The organism is Gammaproteobacteria bacterium (assembly GCA_016716465.1).
Lineage (GTDB): Bacteria > Pseudomonadota > Gammaproteobacteria > SZUA-140 > SZUA-140 > JADJWH01.
Map to the genome: position 1 here is coordinate 1 of JADJWH010000005.1, position 19767 is coordinate 19767.

At 61.6% G+C, this 19767-nt stretch carries 18 protein-coding genes; 11 read left to right on the forward strand and 7 right to left on the reverse strand.

The genetic code is table 11. The features are described 5' to 3' along the window. The 3 genes from IPM20_10860 to IPM20_10870 form a co-directional block, all read left to right on the forward strand. On the forward strand, nucleotides 1-747 hold a 747-nt coding region (locus IPM20_10860), incomplete at its 5' end, for a chromate transporter (GenBank protein ID MBK9132118.1). Between the two features lie 14 nt (nucleotides 748-761). Further along, nucleotides 762-1031, forward strand: a complete 270-nt coding sequence (locus tag IPM20_10865) for a GIY-YIG nuclease family protein (protein MBK9132119.1) — start codon at nucleotides 762-764, stop codon at nucleotides 1029-1031. A 133-nt stretch (nucleotides 1032-1164) separates the two neighbouring features. Next, the gene (locus IPM20_10870) at nucleotides 1165-1845 is read left to right on the forward strand and encodes a hypothetical protein (GenBank protein MBK9132120.1); all 681 of its coding nucleotides are present in this window, start codon (nucleotides 1165-1167) and stop codon (nucleotides 1843-1845) included. A 43-nt stretch (nucleotides 1846-1888) separates the two neighbouring features. On the opposite strand, the gene IPM20_10875 is transcribed toward IPM20_10870, so the two are convergent. After that, nucleotides 1889-5953, reverse strand: coding sequence for an EAL domain-containing protein (locus IPM20_10875; GenBank protein ID MBK9132121.1), 4065 nt, complete (start codon nucleotides 5951-5953; stop codon nucleotides 1889-1891). A 328-nt stretch (nucleotides 5954-6281) separates the two neighbouring features. Between IPM20_10875 and IPM20_10880 the strand changes: the two genes are divergently transcribed. The 7 genes from IPM20_10880 (at nucleotide 6282) to IPM20_10910 (ending at nucleotide 11130) form a co-directional block, all read left to right on the forward strand. Continuing rightward, nucleotides 6282-6869 carry a DNA-3-methyladenine glycosylase I gene (locus IPM20_10880; protein ID MBK9132122.1) on the forward strand — a complete coding sequence of 196 codons (588 nt, stop codon included), beginning with the start codon at nucleotides 6282-6284 and terminating at the stop codon, nucleotides 6867-6869. Between the two features lie 10 nt (nucleotides 6870-6879). Next, the gene (locus tag IPM20_10885) at nucleotides 6880-7269 is read left to right on the forward strand and encodes a cupin domain-containing protein (GenBank protein ID MBK9132123.1); all 390 of its coding nucleotides are present in this window, start codon (nucleotides 6880-6882) and stop codon (nucleotides 7267-7269) included. Between the two features lie 317 nt (nucleotides 7270-7586). Continuing rightward, nucleotides 7587-8636 carry an aliphatic amidase gene (locus IPM20_10890; GenBank protein MBK9132124.1) on the forward strand — a complete coding sequence of 350 codons (1050 nt, stop codon included), beginning with the start codon at nucleotides 7587-7589 and terminating at the stop codon, nucleotides 8634-8636. Nucleotides 8637-8685: 49 nt separating this feature from the next. Further along, nucleotides 8686-9786 (forward strand): ATP-dependent Clp protease ATP-binding subunit, encoded by a 1101-nt coding sequence (locus tag IPM20_10895; GenBank protein MBK9132125.1) that lies wholly within the window; start codon nucleotides 8686-8688, stop codon nucleotides 9784-9786. Between the two features lie 117 nt (nucleotides 9787-9903). Further along, nucleotides 9904-10110 carry a hypothetical protein gene (locus IPM20_10900; protein ID MBK9132126.1) on the forward strand — a complete coding sequence of 69 codons (207 nt, stop codon included), beginning with the start codon at nucleotides 9904-9906 and terminating at the stop codon, nucleotides 10108-10110. Nucleotides 10111-10335: 225 nt separating this feature from the next. Further along, on the forward strand, nucleotides 10336-10950 hold the full coding sequence (locus tag IPM20_10905) for a porin family protein (GenBank protein MBK9132127.1): 615 nt from the start codon (nucleotides 10336-10338) through the stop codon (nucleotides 10948-10950). Between the two features lie 15 nt (nucleotides 10951-10965). Next, entirely contained in the window at nucleotides 10966-11130 is a 165-nt protein-coding gene (locus IPM20_10910; protein ID MBK9132128.1) for a rubredoxin, read from the forward strand. Between the two features lie 370 nt (nucleotides 11131-11500). Here IPM20_10910 and IPM20_10915 read toward each other — a convergent pair whose 3' ends face one another. The 4 genes from IPM20_10915 to IPM20_10930 all read right to left on the reverse strand — a co-directional run bounded on the left by IPM20_10915 (nucleotide 11501) and on the right by IPM20_10930 (nucleotide 15495). Further along, nucleotides 11501-11833: a c-type cytochrome gene (locus IPM20_10915; GenBank protein MBK9132129.1), complete on the reverse strand. Its 333-nt coding sequence runs from the start codon at nucleotides 11831-11833 to the stop codon at nucleotides 11501-11503. A 396-nt stretch (nucleotides 11834-12229) separates the two neighbouring features. Beyond that, on the reverse strand, nucleotides 12230-12463 hold the full coding sequence (locus tag IPM20_10920) for a hypothetical protein (GenBank protein MBK9132130.1): 234 nt from the start codon (nucleotides 12461-12463) through the stop codon (nucleotides 12230-12232). Nucleotides 12464-12625: 162 nt separating this feature from the next. Beyond that, nucleotides 12626-13306, reverse strand: coding sequence for an NrdJb (locus IPM20_10925; protein MBK9132131.1), 681 nt, complete (start codon nucleotides 13304-13306; stop codon nucleotides 12626-12628). A 35-nt stretch (nucleotides 13307-13341) separates the two neighbouring features. Then, complete coding sequence (locus IPM20_10930) at nucleotides 13342-15495, reverse strand: adenosylcobalamin-dependent ribonucleoside-diphosphate reductase (GenBank protein MBK9132132.1); 2154 nt, start codon at nucleotides 15493-15495, stop codon at nucleotides 13342-13344. A gap of 442 nt (nucleotides 15496-15937) precedes the next feature. Between IPM20_10930 and IPM20_10935 the strand changes: the two genes are divergently transcribed. Next, nucleotides 15938-17329: a DegQ family serine endoprotease gene (locus tag IPM20_10935; protein ID MBK9132133.1), complete on the forward strand. Its 1392-nt coding sequence runs from the start codon at nucleotides 15938-15940 to the stop codon at nucleotides 17327-17329. Nucleotides 17330-17401: 72 nt separating this feature from the next. On the opposite strand, the gene sat is transcribed toward IPM20_10935, so the two are convergent. Both sat and IPM20_10945 read right to left on the reverse strand, forming a co-directional pair. Further along, nucleotides 17402-18619 carry a sulfate adenylyltransferase gene (gene sat, locus IPM20_10940; protein MBK9132134.1) on the reverse strand — a complete coding sequence of 406 codons (1218 nt, stop codon included), beginning with the start codon at nucleotides 18617-18619 and terminating at the stop codon, nucleotides 17402-17404. Nucleotides 18620-18724: 105 nt separating this feature from the next. Then, the gene (locus IPM20_10945) at nucleotides 18725-19663 is read right to left on the reverse strand and encodes a cation transporter (protein MBK9132135.1); all 939 of its coding nucleotides are present in this window, start codon (nucleotides 19661-19663) and stop codon (nucleotides 18725-18727) included. Between the last annotated feature and the right edge of the window lie 104 nt (nucleotides 19664-19767).

Sequence of the window (19767 nt, forward strand, 5' to 3'; positions counted from 1 at the left end):
GGCGGGCGATCGACTGCACCCGCGCTGATCGATGACGATTCCCCAGCACCGGAACATGCGCGTTTCCGCTGGAGTCGTCTGCTGTCCTTCGTCGCGATCGGGCTCGGGCTGTGGGCGGCGGTCCTGGGGTTCCTGCTGATGAGCTATGGCTGGCACGGCACCCTGACGCAGATGGGCTGGTTCTTCACCAAGGCGGCGCTCGTGACCTTCGGCGGCGCCTACGCGGTGCTGCCCTATGTGTACCAGGGCGGCGTCGAGCATTACGGCTGGCTGACCGCCGCCCAGATGATCGACGGACTCGCGCTGGGGGAGACCACCCCGGGCCCGCTCATCATGGTCGTGGCCTTCGTCGGCTTCGTCGGCGGCTGGACCCAGCAGATCTTCGGCCCGGAACTGTTGCCCTGGGCCGGCATCGCCGGGGCGTGCGTGGCGACGCTGTTCACCTTCCTGCCGTCGTTCCTGTTCATCCTGGTCGGCGGCCCCGCGGTCGAGGCCAGCCGTCATGAGGTCGCCTTCACCGCGCCGCTAGCGGGCATTACCGCCGCGGTGGTCGGGGTCATCGTCAATCTCGCCCTGTTCTTCGCCTGGCATGTGCTGTGGCCGCGGGGCGTTGAGGGCGGGTTTGATGTGTTCGCCGCCATCCTGTGCCTGGCGGCGTTTCTGGCTCTGTCGCGGTATCCGGTCGGTGTCGTGCCCGTGATCGCGGCCTGCGCGGCGGCGGGCGTATTGCGCCACCTGATCCTCTGAAGGAAATCGCGTACATGTGGCAGCTGTATATGATCCGGTGCCGGGATGATTCACTCTACACCGGGGTGACGAACGATCTGGCGCGGCGACTGCAGGAGCATTCGGCCGAAGGCGCGGCCTGCGCCAAATATCTGCGTGGCAAGGGCCCCTTCCTGCTTGTCTACACCTGTACCGTGGGCGGCCGGCCGGAGGCGCTCCGCGCGGAGCATCGCGTCAAGGCACTGAGCAAGGCGGCCAAGGAACGTCTGGTATGCGGCAAGATGGCACTGGCGGAGCTGATGTGACCCGCGCTTTCCCGAGGGTTGCGCCGCTGTGCCGGGGATACCGGGTACCGCCGGGGGAAATCGGCGCGCGGCCAGCGGCCTCACTGTGGGCCCGCCTGATCCGGCCATGACACGCTCATCCGGCATCAAGTCGCTGCTCAAGCGTGTTGTCCGCACGCGTGACTGGAACACCTCCGTACAGATCGGCCTGTCGCGCGTGCTCCAGCTGGCCATCCTGCTGGTATTCGTTGGCGCCCTGTGGGAGCGGCACTGGCTGGTGGCGTTCACGGCGCTGGTCGTGCTCGCCCTGACCTTTCTGCCGGCGCTGATCGAACATCAGTTTTCCGTCCATCTGCCCGTCGAGTTTACCCTGGCGACCTCGGTGTTTCTGTACGCCAGCTTCGGCCTCGGCGAGGTGCGCGGATTTTATCTGCGTTACTGGTGGTGGGACATCCTGTTGCACAGCGTCTCCGCGCTGGTCATGGGACTGATTGGATTCCTGATGGTGTATGTCTTTTACAGCACCCATCGCATTCGAATGGCGCCGCTCTATGTCGCGATCACGTCATTCGGTTTCGCGGTGACGGTGGGGACGCTGTGGGAGATCTTCGAGTTCCTGATGGACTGGTTCTTCGGATTCAATATGCAGAAATCCGGTCTGGTCGATACGATGACCGACCTGATGGTGGATGCCGGAGGAGCCCTGCTCGCCGCCGTTCTCGGTTACCGCTACACCCGCCATGGGGACGCGGCGCTCGCGGCCCCGCTGGTACGCCGTTTCACGGCGCATAATCCGGCCATGCTGACGGGCGAGAGGCGCGAGAAATCGCCGTGAGAACAGGCGCCCCGGGCGCCGTCCCACCGGGCGACGGGGAGGTTCAGCCGACGCGGCTGCCGCGCCGTGACCCCCCGCGCATCAGCGCGGCGAATTCCTCCGCCGGGAGGGCGGGACTGACCAGATAGCCTTGAAAGCGGTCGCATCCCTGCGTGCGGAGGAAGGCCAGTTGTTCCGGGGTCTCCACGCCCTCGGCGGTCACCTCGAAACCCAGGGTGTGGGCCATGGCGACAATCGCGGCGGTGATCGCCTTGTCGTCCTCCTGGTGGGGGATGTCATCGATGAAACGCTTGTCGATCTTGAGCACGTCGATCGGAAAGTGCTTGAGGTAGGCGAGCGAGGAGTAGCCGGTGCCGAAGTCGTCGATGGCCAGGCGCACCCCCTGTTCGCGCAGGCGCTCCAGCTTCTCGGCCGCTTCGTCCTCGCGCGCCATCAGGGCGCTCTCCGTCAACTCCAGTTCGAGCCGCTCGGGCGGGAATCCGGATTCGGACAGGGCCTGTCTAACCGTGGACTGGATGTCGTTGAAACGGAACTGGTGCGGCGAGAGATTGACCGACAAGGTGAGCGGCGGAAGGCCGAGATCGATCCATTCGCGTCCCTGGCGGCAGGTCTCCCGCAACACCCAGGCACCGATCTCCGTGATCAGGCCCGTTTCCTCGGCAACCGGGATGAACGCGCCCGGCGGCACCAGTCCGCGCTCGGGATCGTGCCAGCGCAGCAGGGCCTCGGCGCCGGAAATGCTGCCGTCGGACAGGTCGATCTGCGGCTGGTAATAGACCCGCAGCTCATTCTGTCTCAGCGCCCGGCGCAGCTTGGATTCGATTTCCAGGCGATTACGCGCCGATTCGGTCATATCATCGCTGAAGAATCTGGCGCAACCGCGGCCTTCCGATTTGGCCCGATAGAGCGAGGCGTCAGCCTGCTGCAGCAGGGCGTCGGCGCTTTGTCCGTGCTCGGGAAAGAGGCTGATGCCGATGCTGGCGCCGATACGCACCTCGATGCCGTTGGAAAGATGCCATGGCTCGCTGAGCAATTTGATGATGTCGTTCGCGATGCGCAGGGCATCTTCCTGATGCGCGGGATTGTCGAGCAGGACGGCGAATTCGTCGCCACCCAGTCGGGCCACCGTGTCCACGCCGCGCAGCCGTCCGCTCAGGCGTTTGCTGACCTGCTGGAGCAGTTCGTCGCCGGCAAGATGACCGAAACTGTCGTTCACGTCCTTGAACTGATCCAGGTCGAGCATCAACAGGGCCAGGCGGCGGCCTTCGCGCCGGGCGACCTCGACGCTGTGCTCGAGGCGGGAGTGGATCAACAGGCGATTGGGCAGCTGGGTCAGTGAATCGTGATGGGCCATGTGTTCGAGCCGGGCCTCGGTCGATTTCTGCATGGAGATGTCGGTGAACACCCCGACGGTGTGGGTAACCTGTCCCTCGTTGTCGTAGATATTGCTGACGCTGACCAGGACGGGGGATAGCTCGCCGCTGCGATGCCGGTTCCAGGCCTCTCCCTGCCAGTAACCGGTGGAGGCGAGGCTTTCCTGCATGGTGGCGTAGAACTCACCGTCATGGCGCCCGGACTGGAGCATGTCCGGTGTCTGTCCCAGCAGTTCCGGTTCCTCATAACCCTTGAGTTCGCAGAAGGCCCGGTTCACCAGCACGATGCGTTGCTGGGCATCCGTGACCATGACGCCTTCATGGCTGTTCTCGAACACAGCGGCGGCCAGCCGCAGACGCTCTTCATTCCTGCGGCGTTCGGTGATGTCCTGGATCGTGCCGAGCATCCGGCGGGGCCGGCCGTCCGGATGCAGCTCCAGGCGTCCGAGCCCGTGCAGCCAGCGCTCGGCGCCATCGCTGGGGCGCACGATCCGATATTCGCGGTTGAACGGATTCCGGCCGCCCAGGACGTTATCCTGCAGATATTTCAGCATCTCGTCCCGCTGTTCCGGATGAATGAGTCTGAGCCAGCTTTCTACATCCCTTGGATAGGACGCATCGATTCCAAAGACTTCATCCAGCATGTCCGAACTGGTCCAGGAACCGCTTTCGATATCGAAAACGTAATGTCCCAGTGCCGCGATGCGCTGGGATTGCCGGCGGATCTCCTCGCTCTCCAGCAGCTTCAGTTCGATTTCCTTGCGCTCGGTGATGTCCTGAGACGTTCCGAGACCGCCGATCAGTTGGCCGGCGGCATCGAAATTGAGCTCGGCGCGCTCCCGGATCCACTTGGTTCGTCCGGAGACAATGATCCGATGTTCGATATCGTATGCTTCACCCCGTAGCGCTTTCTGCCATGCCTGATCCACGTATCCACGATCATCGGGATGCACGAGGTCGAGAAAAAGCTCATAGGTCAGGGGTGTGCCCTCGGGCACATCGAAGATCCGGTGCGTCTCGGTCGACCATTTCAATTCATTGCGTCGCGTATCGAGCGCCCAGCTTCCAATGTGGGCGATGCGCTGGGCCTGGTTCAAGTTCGATGAGATTTCGCGCAGGGCATGTTCCATGGTCTTGCGCTTGGTCGCATCCTGAATAGTGGCGATTGTTAGCTCCGGTTCTCCGTCCGGTTTGCGGACACACTGCGAGTTGACGGTGATGTCGATGACGGCGCCATCCCTGCGGATGAGCCTGGAATCTCGCGCGTAGGTGGAGATTTCACCATTCAGCAGCCGGGCGTATTCAGCGAGATCCGCGTCACGGTGTTCCGGATGAATCAGTTCAGGCCAGGAAATCCGCAGCATTTCGTCGTGAGAATAGCCGGTGATCTTGCACAGCTCGTCGTTGACTTGAAGCGTCTGCTTGGTGACGGGAGAGGTTATCGCCATGCCGATCAGCGAAAGGTCATAGAAATGTCTCAACACGCGATCCTTCTCGGCCGCCTGGGTCTGTAATTCCAGGCTATAGGTCCGTGCCTGTTGCCGCCAAAGCATGAAGAACGCCGCACCAAGGCATGCCGTGGCGAAAATCGATACGACGGAGACCCAGAACGCCAATGCCCGCAGGGGGGCGATCACCTCATCGCGGTCGATTTTGGCAATGATGCTCCATGGGGTTCCGGGCACCGGCTGGATGGCGGCCAGTACGGTGACGCCGCGATAATCCTTTGTCTCCAGCACCTGTTCCGGATTTTCCGTGCCGGGAAGATCGATCTCGATCGGCGCCTGCTCCGGCTGGAGGACGCGTGTATGGTGAAATTCACTGAGCAGCCTGAGCCTGTTCCCGTCCCGGCGTACCAGCAGGGTCTCGGCGCTGGCGCTGGACGTCGGCCAGGTATCGATGAGCGGGTTGAGAAAGTGTTCCGCCGGGGCATGCATGACCAGATTGCCGACGGCGCGGTTACCGTCGACGGGATTACCCAGCAACAGCGGGACGACGAATTCCAGATGAATCTGGTCCTTGCCGTCGCGATAGATATCGCGGTACTGCACCCGGCCGCTGTGCAGTGCGTTTGCCAGATGGTTTTGCAGTTCCAGATCGGAAGAATCGTCGTGTATAAATGTGGAGTAGACCTTCTGGCCGGAGGAATCATAGATGTCGGTTTCATAAGCGAAGATCTGCTTGAGCCTGTCGAGCCGCGCAAGCACCCGTTCCCGGGCGACCGGGTCACTGCGCAGCATCGCGGCGACGCTTTCGATGAACCCCATGCTGGACGCCATGATTTCGGCATCGCCACGCCGCTCATGCAACCAGAAATCCATCTGTCTGGCCTTGAGTCCGGCGATGGCGCGTAGATCCTCATAGGCGGTTTGCCGCATGTGCGGGCCGTGCAGGTGGATGATTCCGAAGCTGATCAGCGGCGCCACCATGCCCAGGGCACCGAACACCAGCAACAGACGCAGAGGGCGCGGTTGAGGGCGACTCTGTTCCATCTCTATAGTGCGCGCCGACGACGGGACCTGGGTGCGCAGCAGGAGATACAGCAGGGCGGCGGTGACGGCGACGAACATGAAGCCTTTTCCCAGGTTGAGCTTCTGGGCCAGGGTGGGATCCCTGATGAGCATGCCGAGCAGGTTATCGGTGATGAGGATCCACAACCCGGCAAACGCGGCGTAAACCAGGGAGAGACCACCGGCCCCGAGACCGCTGATTTTTATTGAAGATTTGAATGGCATGCCAAAAATATCGGCAAAACATTCGATAACTTCAGCAGCTTAGGGATTACGGCGACCCGTCACGGCGACTGCACGGGATGGCGGAAATTGCGGGATCTTCCGGCGGGCACGTCCTTCAGGCTATCCACCCCGGATTCTTGGCGGCGAGGGTCACTGCGATGCGGCCCGGCAGCCGGGGATTCGGATGGACAACCCGGGTTATCCCCTGCCAGGCGCCGGTGCGTTTACCCGGGCGCGGAGCAGCTGATGGGCCTTGTTTGGCCCGCTGCACCGTCTGCTGGCCGGGTGGTACCATACTCCCTTCCAGGGCGGACGATGCCACATCCCTATGAAAGTCACTCGTTGTCAGTGGGCCTGCGATACCTTCCCCGCCTATGAGCGCTACCACGATGAGGAATGGGGCGTGCCCGTGCATGATGACCGGGTACATTTCGAGTTTCTCATCCTCGAGGGCGCACAGGCCGGCCTGAGCTGGGCCACCGTCCTCAAGCGTCGCTCCGGTTACCGCACGGCCTTTGGCGGATTCGACCCGCGCAAGGTCGCACGCTTCAGTCCGGAAAAAATCGAGCGTCTGTTGCAGTTCGATGGGATCATCCGCAATCGACTGAAGGTGGAGTCCGCCGTCAGCAATGCACGCGCATTTCTCGCCGTGCAGGAGGAATTCGGCAGCTTTGATGAATACATCTGGGGTTTCGTCGGCGGAAAATCCCGGGTCAATCGACGGCGGACGCTCAGGCAGGTTCCGGCGACCACCCGGGAATCCGATGCCCTCAGTCGCGATCTCAAGCGGCGCGGGTTCCGCTTCGTCGGCAGCACGGTCATGTATGCCCATATGCAGGCCTGCGGGCTGGTCAATGACCATACCACGGATTGTTTCCGCTACCGCGAGATCGTGCGTGAGTATCACCAGGGGTGAAGGCCGGATGATGAATGGATCGATCAGGCGCGCGACGGATGCGGAAGAGTATCTCTCGGCCGAAGGGTGCTACATCCAGGAGCTTTCGAACAGCCTCGACGATGATACGGTCTCCATCGCGCGCGCCCGGGTTGTGCCCGGCGTCACGACCCGCTGGCACCGGTTGTCCGGGACGACAGAGCGGTACGTGATCGTTTCCGGGTGTGGCAGCGTCGAACTGGGTGCGCTGCCGCCGCGGCCCGTGTGCGCGGGCGATGTGGTGATCATTCCGCCCTCGCTTGCGCAGCGAATCACCAATACCGGGACGACCGACCTGATATTCCTCGCCATTTGCAGCCCTCGTTTCGAATGGGCGGCCTATGAGGATATCGAGGCACTGCGAGTACCCCCGCCGGTTTAGCTGATTCGCTCCGGGATGCGGGCGTGGTGTTGCCCGGCTGCGCGTTCCAGGTGCGTCCAATGTTTCGCCGTGGTGCATTCCCCCGGCGCATCGAGTCTCGTACCACGCACAACCCAATGAGTTTTCAGTAATTCCTCCCTTGGCATGCATCCTGCTCCTATCCATGTGCGGTTCATTCGCCACAGGGACGTGGCGAGTGCTTTCCTCGCATGGATGATCACTCTGTCGGGTAAGCGCCGGCGTCATGGCCGTCAGCGGCGCACATCCCGTCGGCACAATTTCAGTTCAACGATTTCAGGCATGAGGAGTGGCTAGACATGAGGCATGGTGATATCTCCAGCAGCAGGGACACGGTCGGCGTCGCGGTCGTCAATTACAAGATGCCGAGACTGCACACCAAGGCCGAGGTGCTTGCCAACGCACGCAACATCGCCGACATGATCGTCGGCATGAAGGCCGGTCTGCCCGGCATGGATCTGGTGATCTTTCCCGAGTACAGCACCATGGGGATCATGTACGACGCCAAGGAGATGATGGCAACGGCGGCCACAGTGCCGGGCGAAGAGACCGAGATCTTCGCCGCGGCCTGCCGCAAGGCCAATGCCTGGGGCGTGTTCTCGCTGACCGGTGAACGGCACGAGGAGCATCCGGACAAGGCGCCTTACAACACCCTGGTGCTGATCGACAACACAGGCAGGGTCGTGCAGAAGTATCGCAAATGCCTGCCGTGGTGCCCGATCGAAGGCTGGTATCCGGGCGATCGCACCTACGTCACCGAGGGCCCCAAGGGCCTGAAGATCAGTCTCATCATCTGCGATGACGGTAACTATCCCGAGATCTGGCGCGATTGTGCGATGAAAGGCGCCGAGCTGATCGTGCGCTGTCAGGGCTATATGTACCCGGCCAAGGATCAGCAGGTCATGATGGCGAAGGCGATGGCCTGGGCGAACAACTGCTACGTGGCCGTCGCCAATGCCACCGGCTTCGACGGCGTCTATTCCTATTTCGGCCACTCGGCCATCATCGGCTTCGATGGCCGTACCCTGGGCGAGTGTGGCGAGGAAGAGATGGGGATTCAGTATGCCCAGCTCTCCGTGTCCTCGATCCGCGATGCGCGTGCGAACGATCAGGCGCAGAATCATCTCTTCAAGCTGCTCCATCGCGGCTATACCGGCATTTACAACTCCGGCGACGGCGAGAAGGGAGTTGCCGAATGCCCGTTCGAGTTTTATCGCAGCTGGGTGATGGACGCCCAAAAGGCACAGCAGAACGTCGAGAAGCTCACGCGCACCACCATCGGTGTCGCCGAATGTCCCGTCGGGGAACTGCCCTGCGAGCCGAAGGAAAAGTCCGCCGCGCTGGGCTGAGTGACAGGGCCGCGCTTGCCGGGCGGCGGGCCACCCGGCGGCTGCAGCAATGCCTTTCATCAATGACATGCTGGCGGAGTTGAATCGGGAGCGGGCGTGCGCCGCTGTCGCGCCCGAGCCGGTTCCGATCCCGCCCGCGGGTCCTGTATCTCGCTTCCAGTTCGTACCGCAGGAGGTCATGGCGCGTCTGCGCGCCCGCATCGTCGGGCAGGATGAGGCGCTGGCGATCATCGAATCGATGCTGAACCTGGTCAAGGCCGATCTCGGCGATCCGCGCCGTCCCCTGTACGTTGCACTGTTGCTGGGGCCCACCGGGGTGGGCAAGACGGAGATTATCCGCGTGCTCGCCGAGGCCATCCATGGCAGCGCTGATGCCTGCTGTCGCATCGACATGAATACACTCGCCCAGGATCATTACGCCGCCGCGATCACGGGCGCCCCTCCCGGCTATGTGGGCAGTCGCGAAGGGACGACGCTGCTCGATCTCGACCTGATCCAGGGCAGCTTCGGGCGGCCTGGTATCGTCCTCTTCGACGAGATCGAGAAGGCGGGCAAGGAGGTGATCCGGGCGCTGCTCAATGTTTTCGATCATGGGCGTCTGACCCTGACTTCAGGCGCCCGGACCATCGACTTTCGCAACACCCTGGTATTCATGACGAGCAACCTCGCTGCGCGCGCGATCCAGCGCTATGAAGATGGGTTACGGCGGGGCTGGCGCCGGTTGCTGCCTGTTTCCGGTCAGGTCCGCCGCCGTCGCCTGCAGAGAATCATGGAGGCGGCACTGCACCGTAGTTTTGATCCCGAGTTCATCAATCGTATCGATCGTGTGGTGCTGTTCAACAGCCTGGATCCGGAGACCTACGACGCGCTCATCGAGCTGGAGCTCGGCCGCCTCAACAATCGCCTGACACGTTCCGGCTGGACGGTCGCGCTCGATCCAGTCGCGCGTGCCTGGCTTGCGCGGCGGGGATACGACCGCCGTTTCGGCGCCCGTGCGGTCTCAAGGACCTTCCGGCATGAAGTAACCGCCCCGCTGGCGGAGGCCATGGTACGATCCACGCTCCAGCCTGTCGGAGGGGCCGGACGTGTCCTGGTCGGGCGGCTCGAATCGGGCTGCATCCGTTTCCATTCCGACGTCGAACCTTCTTAGCCCCCCGTCGTTCCGTGCCGGTCGCGGTGCGCCAGTCCAGCGGGTGGGCTTATGTTTGTCGGCCGAACTCCGATACAGGAACTAATCCCCTTCAGGTGCTCCTTTTGGGAGGCGAAGATGAGATTTCATCGGTATTTTTTCCCGGCGGCCTGTCTGCTGGTTTTGTCCGCCTGCTCGGGGGGTGGCGAGCCGGCGAACGACGGGTCGAGTGACCATGCCTGGAAGACACAGGAAAACGCCTACAGAAAGGCGCAGGCGGTGGCTCCGATGCTGGATGAAACGGACCGGCGCCAGCGTGAACTGATGGAGGAACAGGGCGGCTAGGGGGCCGATCTTTCATTCCATCCACAGATCGTTGTCGATACGGGTCTCGTGGATCGCGTATGATATATCCGTCGTCGATTCACGCGGAACTTCCCCTTCCGCGGTGGCGTCTTAGGGGAAAGCATAATCAGGCCGCATCCCGCGATTCAGGCGCACGGTTTCTTCTCGTTTCACGCCGGCCGTTATTACAGGGCAGTATTCATGCATTGGAAACGGTATTGTTGGATGATCCTGGGGCTGTGCGCACTGCTGCCGGCCTTTTCGCTTACCGCTCACGCCGAAGAGACTGGCTGGTATGTCGGTGCCGATGCAGGTATCGGCATGGTCGATCTGGATGAGGCCTTCTGGACCGACAGCTCGATCACTGGCGCCAGTATCGATAAATCCGGTCCGGCGTTTCACCTGTACGCGGGTTACCGCCTGCATCGGTATGTCGCCCTCGAGGTGGGTTACCTGAGTTTCGCCGATACGGTGTTCAGCGGAAATTCCAACGGCGCCGGCTCCATCTGGACCGCGGGTCCGGTCGAGGGTCGCACCGAGATCCGGGGCTTGACGATACAGGGTCTCGGGCTGCTGCCACTGGACCGTCTGAATTTGACCCTCTTTGTTAAGGGTGGTTTCTTCATGTGGGACTCGCGGATCGTGTACAGCGCCACGATCAATGACATCAATCGTTTCAACGATGACGGTGGGTCACTGATCGGGGGCGCAGGGGCCGAGTTGAAGGTGTGGCGGGACTGGCGCCTCCGGGGCGGGGTGGAACTTACCGCGGCCGGGCTGGCGAACCGCGAGATCGTTACTGCGGCGACCGCGACGATCGGCGTGATGCATCCGCTTTAATCGAGCCGGCTGAGCATGAAGAAATACATGTGCGTCATCTGCGGTTTTATCTATGACGAGGCGTTGGGGCTGCCCGAACACGGGATCAGCCCCGGCACGCTTTGGAAGGATGTGCCTCTGACCTGGCGCTGCCCCGACTGTGGTGCGGGCAAGGAGGATTTTGAGATGATCGAGATCTGAACGCGCTATAAAGTCCAGTCGCACACGCTTTCCCCACCCACTCTGTTTTTACTGCGTCGTTCCATACCGTCGGTCGCAAGCGTCACAAATAAAAAAGGGAGCGCATTCGCGCTCCCGAGACACGCGCTGTGAGGAGGGTCATACGCGTGGTTGGTTGAGATGTTGGCCGGGCGCCGGGACCCATGTCCGACCGCATGGAAGGCAGTATATCCAGCACAGGCCATAAATGCAAATAATTCTCATTTATTAAAATCCCGCCCCTGTTCGGGGTGGCCGGGCAGCGGGATTTAACGTGTCGGCAGTGGGCGGGGAAAAAAGAAAAGCCGGCCCGTCAGGGCCGGCTTTTACAGGTACAACGATGGCCGAATGATTACAGGCCGAGGATGAAGTCCACCAGCGTGCCGATATCGGCATCAGAGACGCGGGGCGAGTAGGGGGGCATCGGAACGCCGCCTGTGACCTCGGTCCAGTTGCCCTTGCCGCCGGCCTTCACCTTGTCGACCAGGTGGCCCTTCGCACTAGCGTCGCCCTTGTATTTCTTGGCGACATCCGCCCAAGCCGGACCCACGACCTTCTTGTCGATCGCGTGGCAAGCGGTGCAGCCACTCGAAGCGGCCAGCGGCGGCATATCAGCAGCCATGACTTGGCTTGCACCCAGGGTCAAGGCGGCGGCAGCCGTCAGATTCAACCAACGTGATTTCATGATAATACTCCCTCCTTACGGACGTGTCTTCGTTGTAGTGATCTTACAAGGAGCCCGCAGTGCATTGTTCACGGCTGCGATGCGATTCGGAATTCAGTCGAATATGCTGGCCGAACTCGAATATTATTGTTTGCCTTAAAATTGGCGGTTAATTATGCCGATGTTCTTTTTTGCCTGTCAAGCCGCAGGATGAAGAGAATCGGGAAATTGAATCAGCGAGTTAAGTGATGGCAAGCCTTGGGGTGAACCTGGGCGGGAAGGAAGCCCGCCGCCAGCGATCTTGGCGGGGGCAGAATCGATGACAAAGAAAAAACCGCCACCGTCTGCTGCTCCGGTGTTACGGTCCCCGCCGAGATGATCAGCGGGGGGGATGATGGCGGACGTGCTGCGGATATTTCAGCGGTGCAGCTCTTCGTTACCGCCCTGGCGGCGCGCGGCCCTGTACAGGTGGATCTCCAGATCGAGCGAGCACCAGTCGCTGTATCCGATGATCTTGCGCTTCCCGTTCAGGTACTCGATCACCACTCTGGCAGGACGGCCGGAAGAGTAGCCGACGGCCCACACCTTGATCAGTTGGCCCGTCATGTTCATATACCAGTTGCCGACCACCGCTTTCTGCTTCACTGACATATATATTTCCTCTCTCGGGTACATATATTTATGTTATGTACGGATACGGAGTATAACACAGTCAGGAAATTGCCAAATGGAACATAAGCTTAATACCGTAGAAACAATTGCTTACCGCGCCGTGTGATCAGGCGGGGCCGGAATGATGCCCGGCCGCCCCGGTCAACCGCATTTGGAGTCACCGCAATTCAGGCAGGTCAGGCACCCGTCCATCTGGATCATTGCCTTGGTATGGCACTTGGCACAGAGCTGTGCCCCCTCGGGGAAGGCGCCGGCGGACTCGTCGGCCTTCTGACCCGGTGCCTGATCGTATTCACGCCGTTTTGCCTCGACGAACTGCTTCTGATGCTCGTCCAGCCGCTCACCCTTGATCAATCCGATGAAGCGCAGGTGGTTCTCGATGACGTCGCCGATCTCGGCGACCAGCGAGGGCATGAATTTCCCGCCGCGCTTGAAATAGCCGCCCCGCGGATCGAACACGGAATGCAGTTCCTCCACCAGGAAAGTGACATCACCGCCCTTGCGGAAAACGGCGGAAATGATGCGGGTAAGCGCCACGATCCACTGGAAGTGGTCCATGTTCTTCGAGTTGATGAAGATCTCGAACGGACGCCGCAGTTCATGCTCCGTGTCCGGGTTCAGCACGATGTCGTTGATCGTCACATAAAGCGCATGCTCGGTAAGCGGCGTCTTGACCTTGTAGGTCGAGCCGAGCAGCATGTCCGGCCGCTCGAGCTTCTCGTGCATGTGAATGATGTTCGAGGTCTTGGTGTTCTCCTCCGACTCCGCCTCGTCCTTGGCCACCTCGTAGCCGATGATCTTGTTTTCAATCTTTATTGCCATGTCCGGGGTTTCTCCGTGCAGAATGTCGTCATCCGTCAATACTTGCCGTAGTAGCCTTCCTTGAGGGCATCGTACAGATTTGCGGCGGAATGGGTTTCGCCGTCGTACTCGATCTCCTCGTTGCCTTTCGCCTCTACAGTCGTGCCGTCCTGCAGCTTGAAGCGGTAGAGGGTGTTCGCGAGATCCTTTTCCTTGACCAGCACGCCCTGGAACGCCTCCGGGTTGAAGCGGAAGGTGGTGCAGCCCTTGAGTCCCTGTTCATAGGCGTAGAAATAGATGTCCTTGAATTTCTCGTAGTCGTAGTCGCTCGGGACGTTGGCCGTCTTCGAGATCGAGGAGTCGACCCATTTCTGCGCGGCGGCCTGAACGTCGACGTGTTCCTTAGGCGTGATATTGTCGGCTGAAACGAAATATTCCGGCAGGCGCTCCCCTTCCTTCTCGGAGTCCGGTACGGCCTTGGGGTTGATCAGCTCGCGGTAGGCGAGCAGCTCGAAGGAGTAGACGTCGACTTTCTCCTTCGTCTTCCGTCCCTCGCGGATGACGTTGCGGAAGTAATGGTGGGCGAAGCTGGGCTCGATGCCGTTGCTCGCGTTGTTGGCCAGCGACAGCGAGATCGTGCCGGTGGGCGCGATCGAGGTATGGTGGGTGAAGCGCGCGCCGATGTCGGCCAGACGGTCGACCAGTTCGGGCGCGACCTCGGCGATGCGCTGCATGTAGCGGCTGTAGCGGGCGTGCAGGATCTTGCCCTTGACGCGGTCACCGAGCTTATAGCCGTCGCGCGCCATTTCGGGCCGTTTGCGCAGCATTTCCGCGGTGATCGAGAATTCCTGCTCCAGGATCGGGGCCGGTCCCTTCTCGATGGCGAGGTCCAGCGCGGTTTCCCAGCCCACCAGCGCCATCTCGCGCGTCACGCGCTCGGTGAATTCGAGCGCGTCCCTGGCGCCGTACTTCATGCGCAGCATGGTGAGGGTGGAACCCAGCCCGAGATAGCCCATGCCGTGACGGCGCTTGTTCCGGATCTCGTCACGCTGTTGTTCGAGCGGCAGGCCGTTGATCTCGACTACGTTGTCGAGCATGCGGGTGAAGATCGCGACCGCCTTGCGATAGTTGTCCCAGTCGAAGTAGGCACGATCGGAAAAGGGGTTGTGCACGAACTTGGTCAGATTGATCGATCCCAGCAGGCAGGAGCCGTAGGGCGGCAATGGCTGTTCGCCACAGGGATTGGTGGCGCGGATGTTCTCGCAGAACCAGTTGTTGTTCATCTCGTTGACCTTGTCGATCAGGATGAAGCCGGGTTCGGCGTAGTCGTAGGTGGAGGTCATGATCAGATTCCACAGGTGCCGCGCCTTGATCGTGCGCTCGATCTTGCACGCCACCAGCCCCGACTCGTTGGTGATGTAGCCTTCCCTGGTCGGCCACTCGCGCCATACCACCTGTTCCGGGTTGGCGAGATCGAGCTCACCGTGCTCGATCATCGCGGGCGAGGCCGGGAATGCGAGCTGCCAGGCGCGGTCATGCCTGACCGCGTCCATGAATTCCTGGGTGATCAGCAGCGAGAGATTGAACTGGCGCAGACGGCCATCTTCGCGCTTGGCGCGGATGAAATTGATGACGTCCGGATGGCCGATGTCGAAGGTGCCCATCTGGGCGCCACGGCGACCGCCCGCCGAGGAGACCGTGAAGCACATCTTGTCGTAGATATCCATGAACGACAGCGGGCCGGAGGTGTAGGCACCGGCTCCGGAGACGTAGCCCCCGCGTGGCCGCAGGGTGGAAAATTCATAACCGATGCCGCAGCCGGCCTTCAGCGTGAGTCCGGCCTCATGCACCTTGCCGAGGATATTGTCCATCGAGTCCTGGATGGTGCCGGATACCGTGCAGTTGATGGTCGAGGTCGCCGGCTTGTGATCCAGCGCGCCGGCGTTGGAGACGATGCGCCCGGCCGGGATCGCGCCGTTACGCAGGGCCCACAGGAACTCTTCGTTCCACTGGTCGCGCTTTTCCTGCGTCTCTTCCGCGTCCGCCAGCGCGCGGGCGATGCGTTTATAGGTGTCATCGATGGTTTGGTCGAGCACGCGACCGCTTTTGCTCTTCAGGCGGTATTTTTTGTCCCAGATGTCGCGGGAAGCGGCTTGCAGCGGAATGTCGGAGGCGTCGGATGCGACCACGCGCAGGTGTACAGATTCCATCGTTGGTAATTCTCCTTATTGATCGTTATCGTTTTTTATGCGACCCCATAAGCATCGACACAATATATTGTGTCGATGCTTATGGGACGGGATGTTTTAGTAAGCGGGATCAATAATCTCCATAAAAAAATATGGAAATAAAATAATTTATATATAAAACAAAATGATGATGCTTTATATCGGACATCAATTCGACCGAGATCCCGGTCTCGACGAATGAGGGTGAATGATGCTCCTTTCAGATTAGAAACACAATATATTGTGTTTCCTGTGTATAAGCTTGGGAATGTCGGGGCAAAATGATCGAGCAAGCTGTGGATAAGCTGTGAATCTTGGAATATCGCGGTATGGCGGCCCGGAATGCGGGAAGATAGGAACAAATCGCTTTGAGGCTCGGTCGAATGCGGTTAGTCGCAGTCATTCAGAGGAATTTGGAGAGGTCATGAAAGGAAAACGCCGTGTTTTTTTGACGACGGTCTGTATTCTCGCCCTGTGTACCGGCGCCACGATTACCGCCGGTGCGTCCGCGTCGCTGCCCGCCGTCGATGCGCAGGGCGAGCAATTGCCGAGCCTCGCCCCGATGCTGGAGCGGGTGATGCCGGCGGTGGTGAATATTTCCACCCTCAGCCGGGTGCCGGTACAGAACAATCCGCTGCTGAGCGATCCGTTTTTCCGCCGGTTCTTCAATCTGCCGGAGCGCCCGCTGGAACGCCAGGCGCAGAGCCTGGGATCGGGTGTGATCATCGACGCCGAGAAAGGCTATGTCCTCACCAACAATCACGTGGTGGACAAGGCGACGGAGATCCGCGTCACGCTGATGGACGGCCGCCAACTGACCGCCAAGCTCATTGGCGCCGATCCGGAGGCGGATGTCGCGGTCATCCAGATCCCTGCCGAAGGCCTCACCGCGCTGGCGCTGGCGGATTCGTCCCGCCTGCGCGTCGGTGATTTCGTGGTCGCCATCGGCAATCCCTTCGGGTTGGGCCAGACGGTGACTTCCGGGATCGTCAGCGCGCTGGGGCGCAGCGGTCTCGGGATCGAGGGCTATGAGGACTTCATCCAGACCGATGCCTCGATCAACCCCGGAAATTCCGGCGGCGCCCTGGTGAATCTGCGCGGGGAGCTGGTCGGCGTGAACACGGCGATCATCGCGCCCGGCGGCGGTAATGTCGGCATCGGCTTCGCCATTCCGGCCAACATGGCCTCGCAGATCATGGCGCAGCTCGTCGAGTACGGCGAGGTTCGGCGCGGACAGTTGGGCATCGCGGCGCAGGATCTCACGCCGGAACTTGCCCAGGCCTTCGGGGTACACGATCTGAGCCAGGGCGTGGTGGTGGTTCAGGTGGGTGACAACACGCCCGCGGCCAAGGCGGGGGTCAAGAGCGGGGATATCATCGTCAACATCAACGGCCGCGAGATCCGAACCCGTTCCGAGTTGCGCACGGCGATCGGTCTGCTGCGGATCGGCGAAAGAATCAAGGTCGAGATCGTGCGCGACGGCAAGCGCCGTACGCTGACCGCGGAGATCACCGCGCCGGTGCAGGAGCAGATCGCGGGCGAGACGCTGAATCCGCGCCTGGCCGGCGCCCTGTTCGGTGACCTCGACGAAAGTTCGCCGCTGTACGGCCGCATCGAAGGAGTGGTCGTCGTCGACATCAAGGCGAGCAGCGCGGCGCAACGCAGCGGACTGCGTCCGGGCGATGTCGTGGTGGCGGTCAACCGGCAAGCGGTGACATCGATCGAGGAAATGCGGCGGGCGATCAATCCTGGCGACAACCGTCTCCTGCTCAACGTTCAGCGTGGAGAACTGGCGCTGTTCATCGCGCTGCAGTAGCGCAACGGACATCCGTCCATAAAAGGAAACGCCGCCCGCGGGCGGCGTTTCCTTCGGAGCCGCGGCGCCGGCTTATTTGGCGGAGTGTCCGCTCAGTTTCACCTCGACACGGTCTTCGTCCTTCAGGTTGGCGTAGTATTCCCGCAGGACCTCCAGCACTTCCGGTCGGCTGAACTCGGGCGGGACATGGTCGTTCTCCGACAGTGCCTTGCGCAGCTTGGTGCCGGAAAGGAGCAGGCGATCCGATCCCTCATGCGGGCAGGTGCGCATGGAGGCCATGCCGTTGCACTTGAAGCACCAGAAGGTCCAGTCGATCTTGAGCGGCTTGGTTTCCAGCGCATCGGCCGGGATCTCGTCGAAGATGTGCTGCGCATCGAAGGGGCCGTAGTATTCGCCGACGCCGGCGTGGTCGCGGCCCACGATCAGGTGTGAGCAGCCGTAATTCTGGCGGAACAGGGCATGCAGCAGCGCCTCGCGCGGACCCGCGTAGCGCATGTCGAGCGGATAGCCCGACTGCACCACGGTGTCCTTCACGAAATAGTTTTCCACCAGGGCGTTGATGGCCTTGACGCGGACATCGGAGGGGATGTCGCCCGGCTTGAGCTTGCCGAGCAGGGAGTGGATCATCACGCCGTCGCAGATCTCGATGGCGATCTTCACCAGATATTCGTGCGAACGGTGCAGCGGGTTGCGGGTCTGGAACGCCACCACCGTGCTCCAGCCCTTGGCCTCGAACAGTTTGCGCGTCTCGGCCGGTGTCATGTAGACATCGGCGAAGTCGATCGGGAAACGGCCCTGCGACAGTACCTTCACCGGGCCCGCCAGATTCACGTCGCCCTGTTCCATCACCATCTTCACCCCCGGATGGGCGGGGTCGGTGGTCTTGAACACCATGGCGCATTCGTGTGCCTTGTCGATGGCGTATTTCTCGGTCACCCGCATGGTCGCCATGATCTCGCCGCTCTCGCGGTCCACCAGCGCGACCTCGCCGCCGGTCTTGATGCCCTCGGCTGTCGCCTTGTCGGTGGAGAGCGTGATCGGGATGGGCCAGAACAGGCCATTGGCCAGCTTCATGCCGTCGCATACCCCCTGCCAGTCGGCGCGGGTCATGAAACCATCGAGCGGGGTGAAGCCGCCGATGCCGAGCATGATGAGGTCGCCGGTTTCGCGCGAACTGATGTGTACCTTGGGCAGATTCGCGGCGCGCGCCCGTTCGGCGGTCAGCGCCGTGCCTTCCAGCAGCAGGGGCTTGAGGGCGGCGCTGCCATGGGGTCTGACGAGATTGGACATGGTTCAACTCCTGAAGAATGGGATACCCGATGCTGGGGGATATTCTAGCAGAACAGCCCGAAACTGCGCGGAGGCTATTCCCCGGTCAGTGATCGGCGCGGCGCCCTAACCACTCTGATTCGCCCGCTTTGACTGGGCGTCCATGCGGTGGAGGCGGGTCGTGCGCATGGCCGGCTCCGGCTGCAGGGTGACATGCTCGATGTCGAATCGCTCGTGAAGCAGGTGCTGCAGCTCGGCCAACTGGTTGTCCCATTGAGACATATCGTGGATCACGACATGCGCCGAGAGCGCCACCCGCCCGCTTGCCAGCGTCCAGATGTGCAGATCGTGCACCTCCTTCACGCCCGACAGGCCCGCCATGGCGGCGCCGACCTGGCGCAGATCGAGGTAGTGGGGCACGCCCTCCATGATGACGTGCAATACCTCACGCAGAAGCCGCAGACTGGACATCAGGATCAGCGCGCAGATCAGGAAGGACAGGATCGGATCGATGGCGTTCCATCCCGTGAAATAGATAACGATACCGGAGGCCAGCGCCGCCGCCGAACCGAGCAGATCGCCCAGGACGTGGAGCAGTGCCGCACGGACATTGAGGGATTTTTCGCTGGCATGCAGCAGGCGGAATACGATCAGATTGATGGCCAGGCCTGCGGCGGCGATCACGATGACGATGCCGCTGTCGACCGGGGTGGGCGCCTGCAGGCGCTGCACGGCGTGCCAGCAGATGCCGATCACCACGGCGACCATCAGTGAGCCGTTGAACAGGGCGGCGACGGCCTCGGCGCGCGCCAATCCATACGAGTGGCGCGGGGAGGGCGGCTGGCGCGAGACCCAGGCGGCCAGGGCGGCGAGACCGAGCGCCGTCATGTCCGAAAACATGTGCCCGGCATCCCCGAGCAGGGCCAGCGAATCCGCCAGCCAGCCGCCTACCGCCTCGATCAGTGCAAAGCTCAGCGTGAGCAGAAAGGCCCACAGCAGGGAACGGTCAACCGTACCGCTCCGGTCCGCCATATGGGCATGATGGTGGTGGCTGTGTTCGGGCATGGTGATGGAATGGCGGGATCGTCCCGCTCGTCGTGTCCGTGGAGTTACCTTAGCACGACTCTCGCGTGATCCCGTAGCCCCCGGTGGTGCCGCGGGCGTATTCG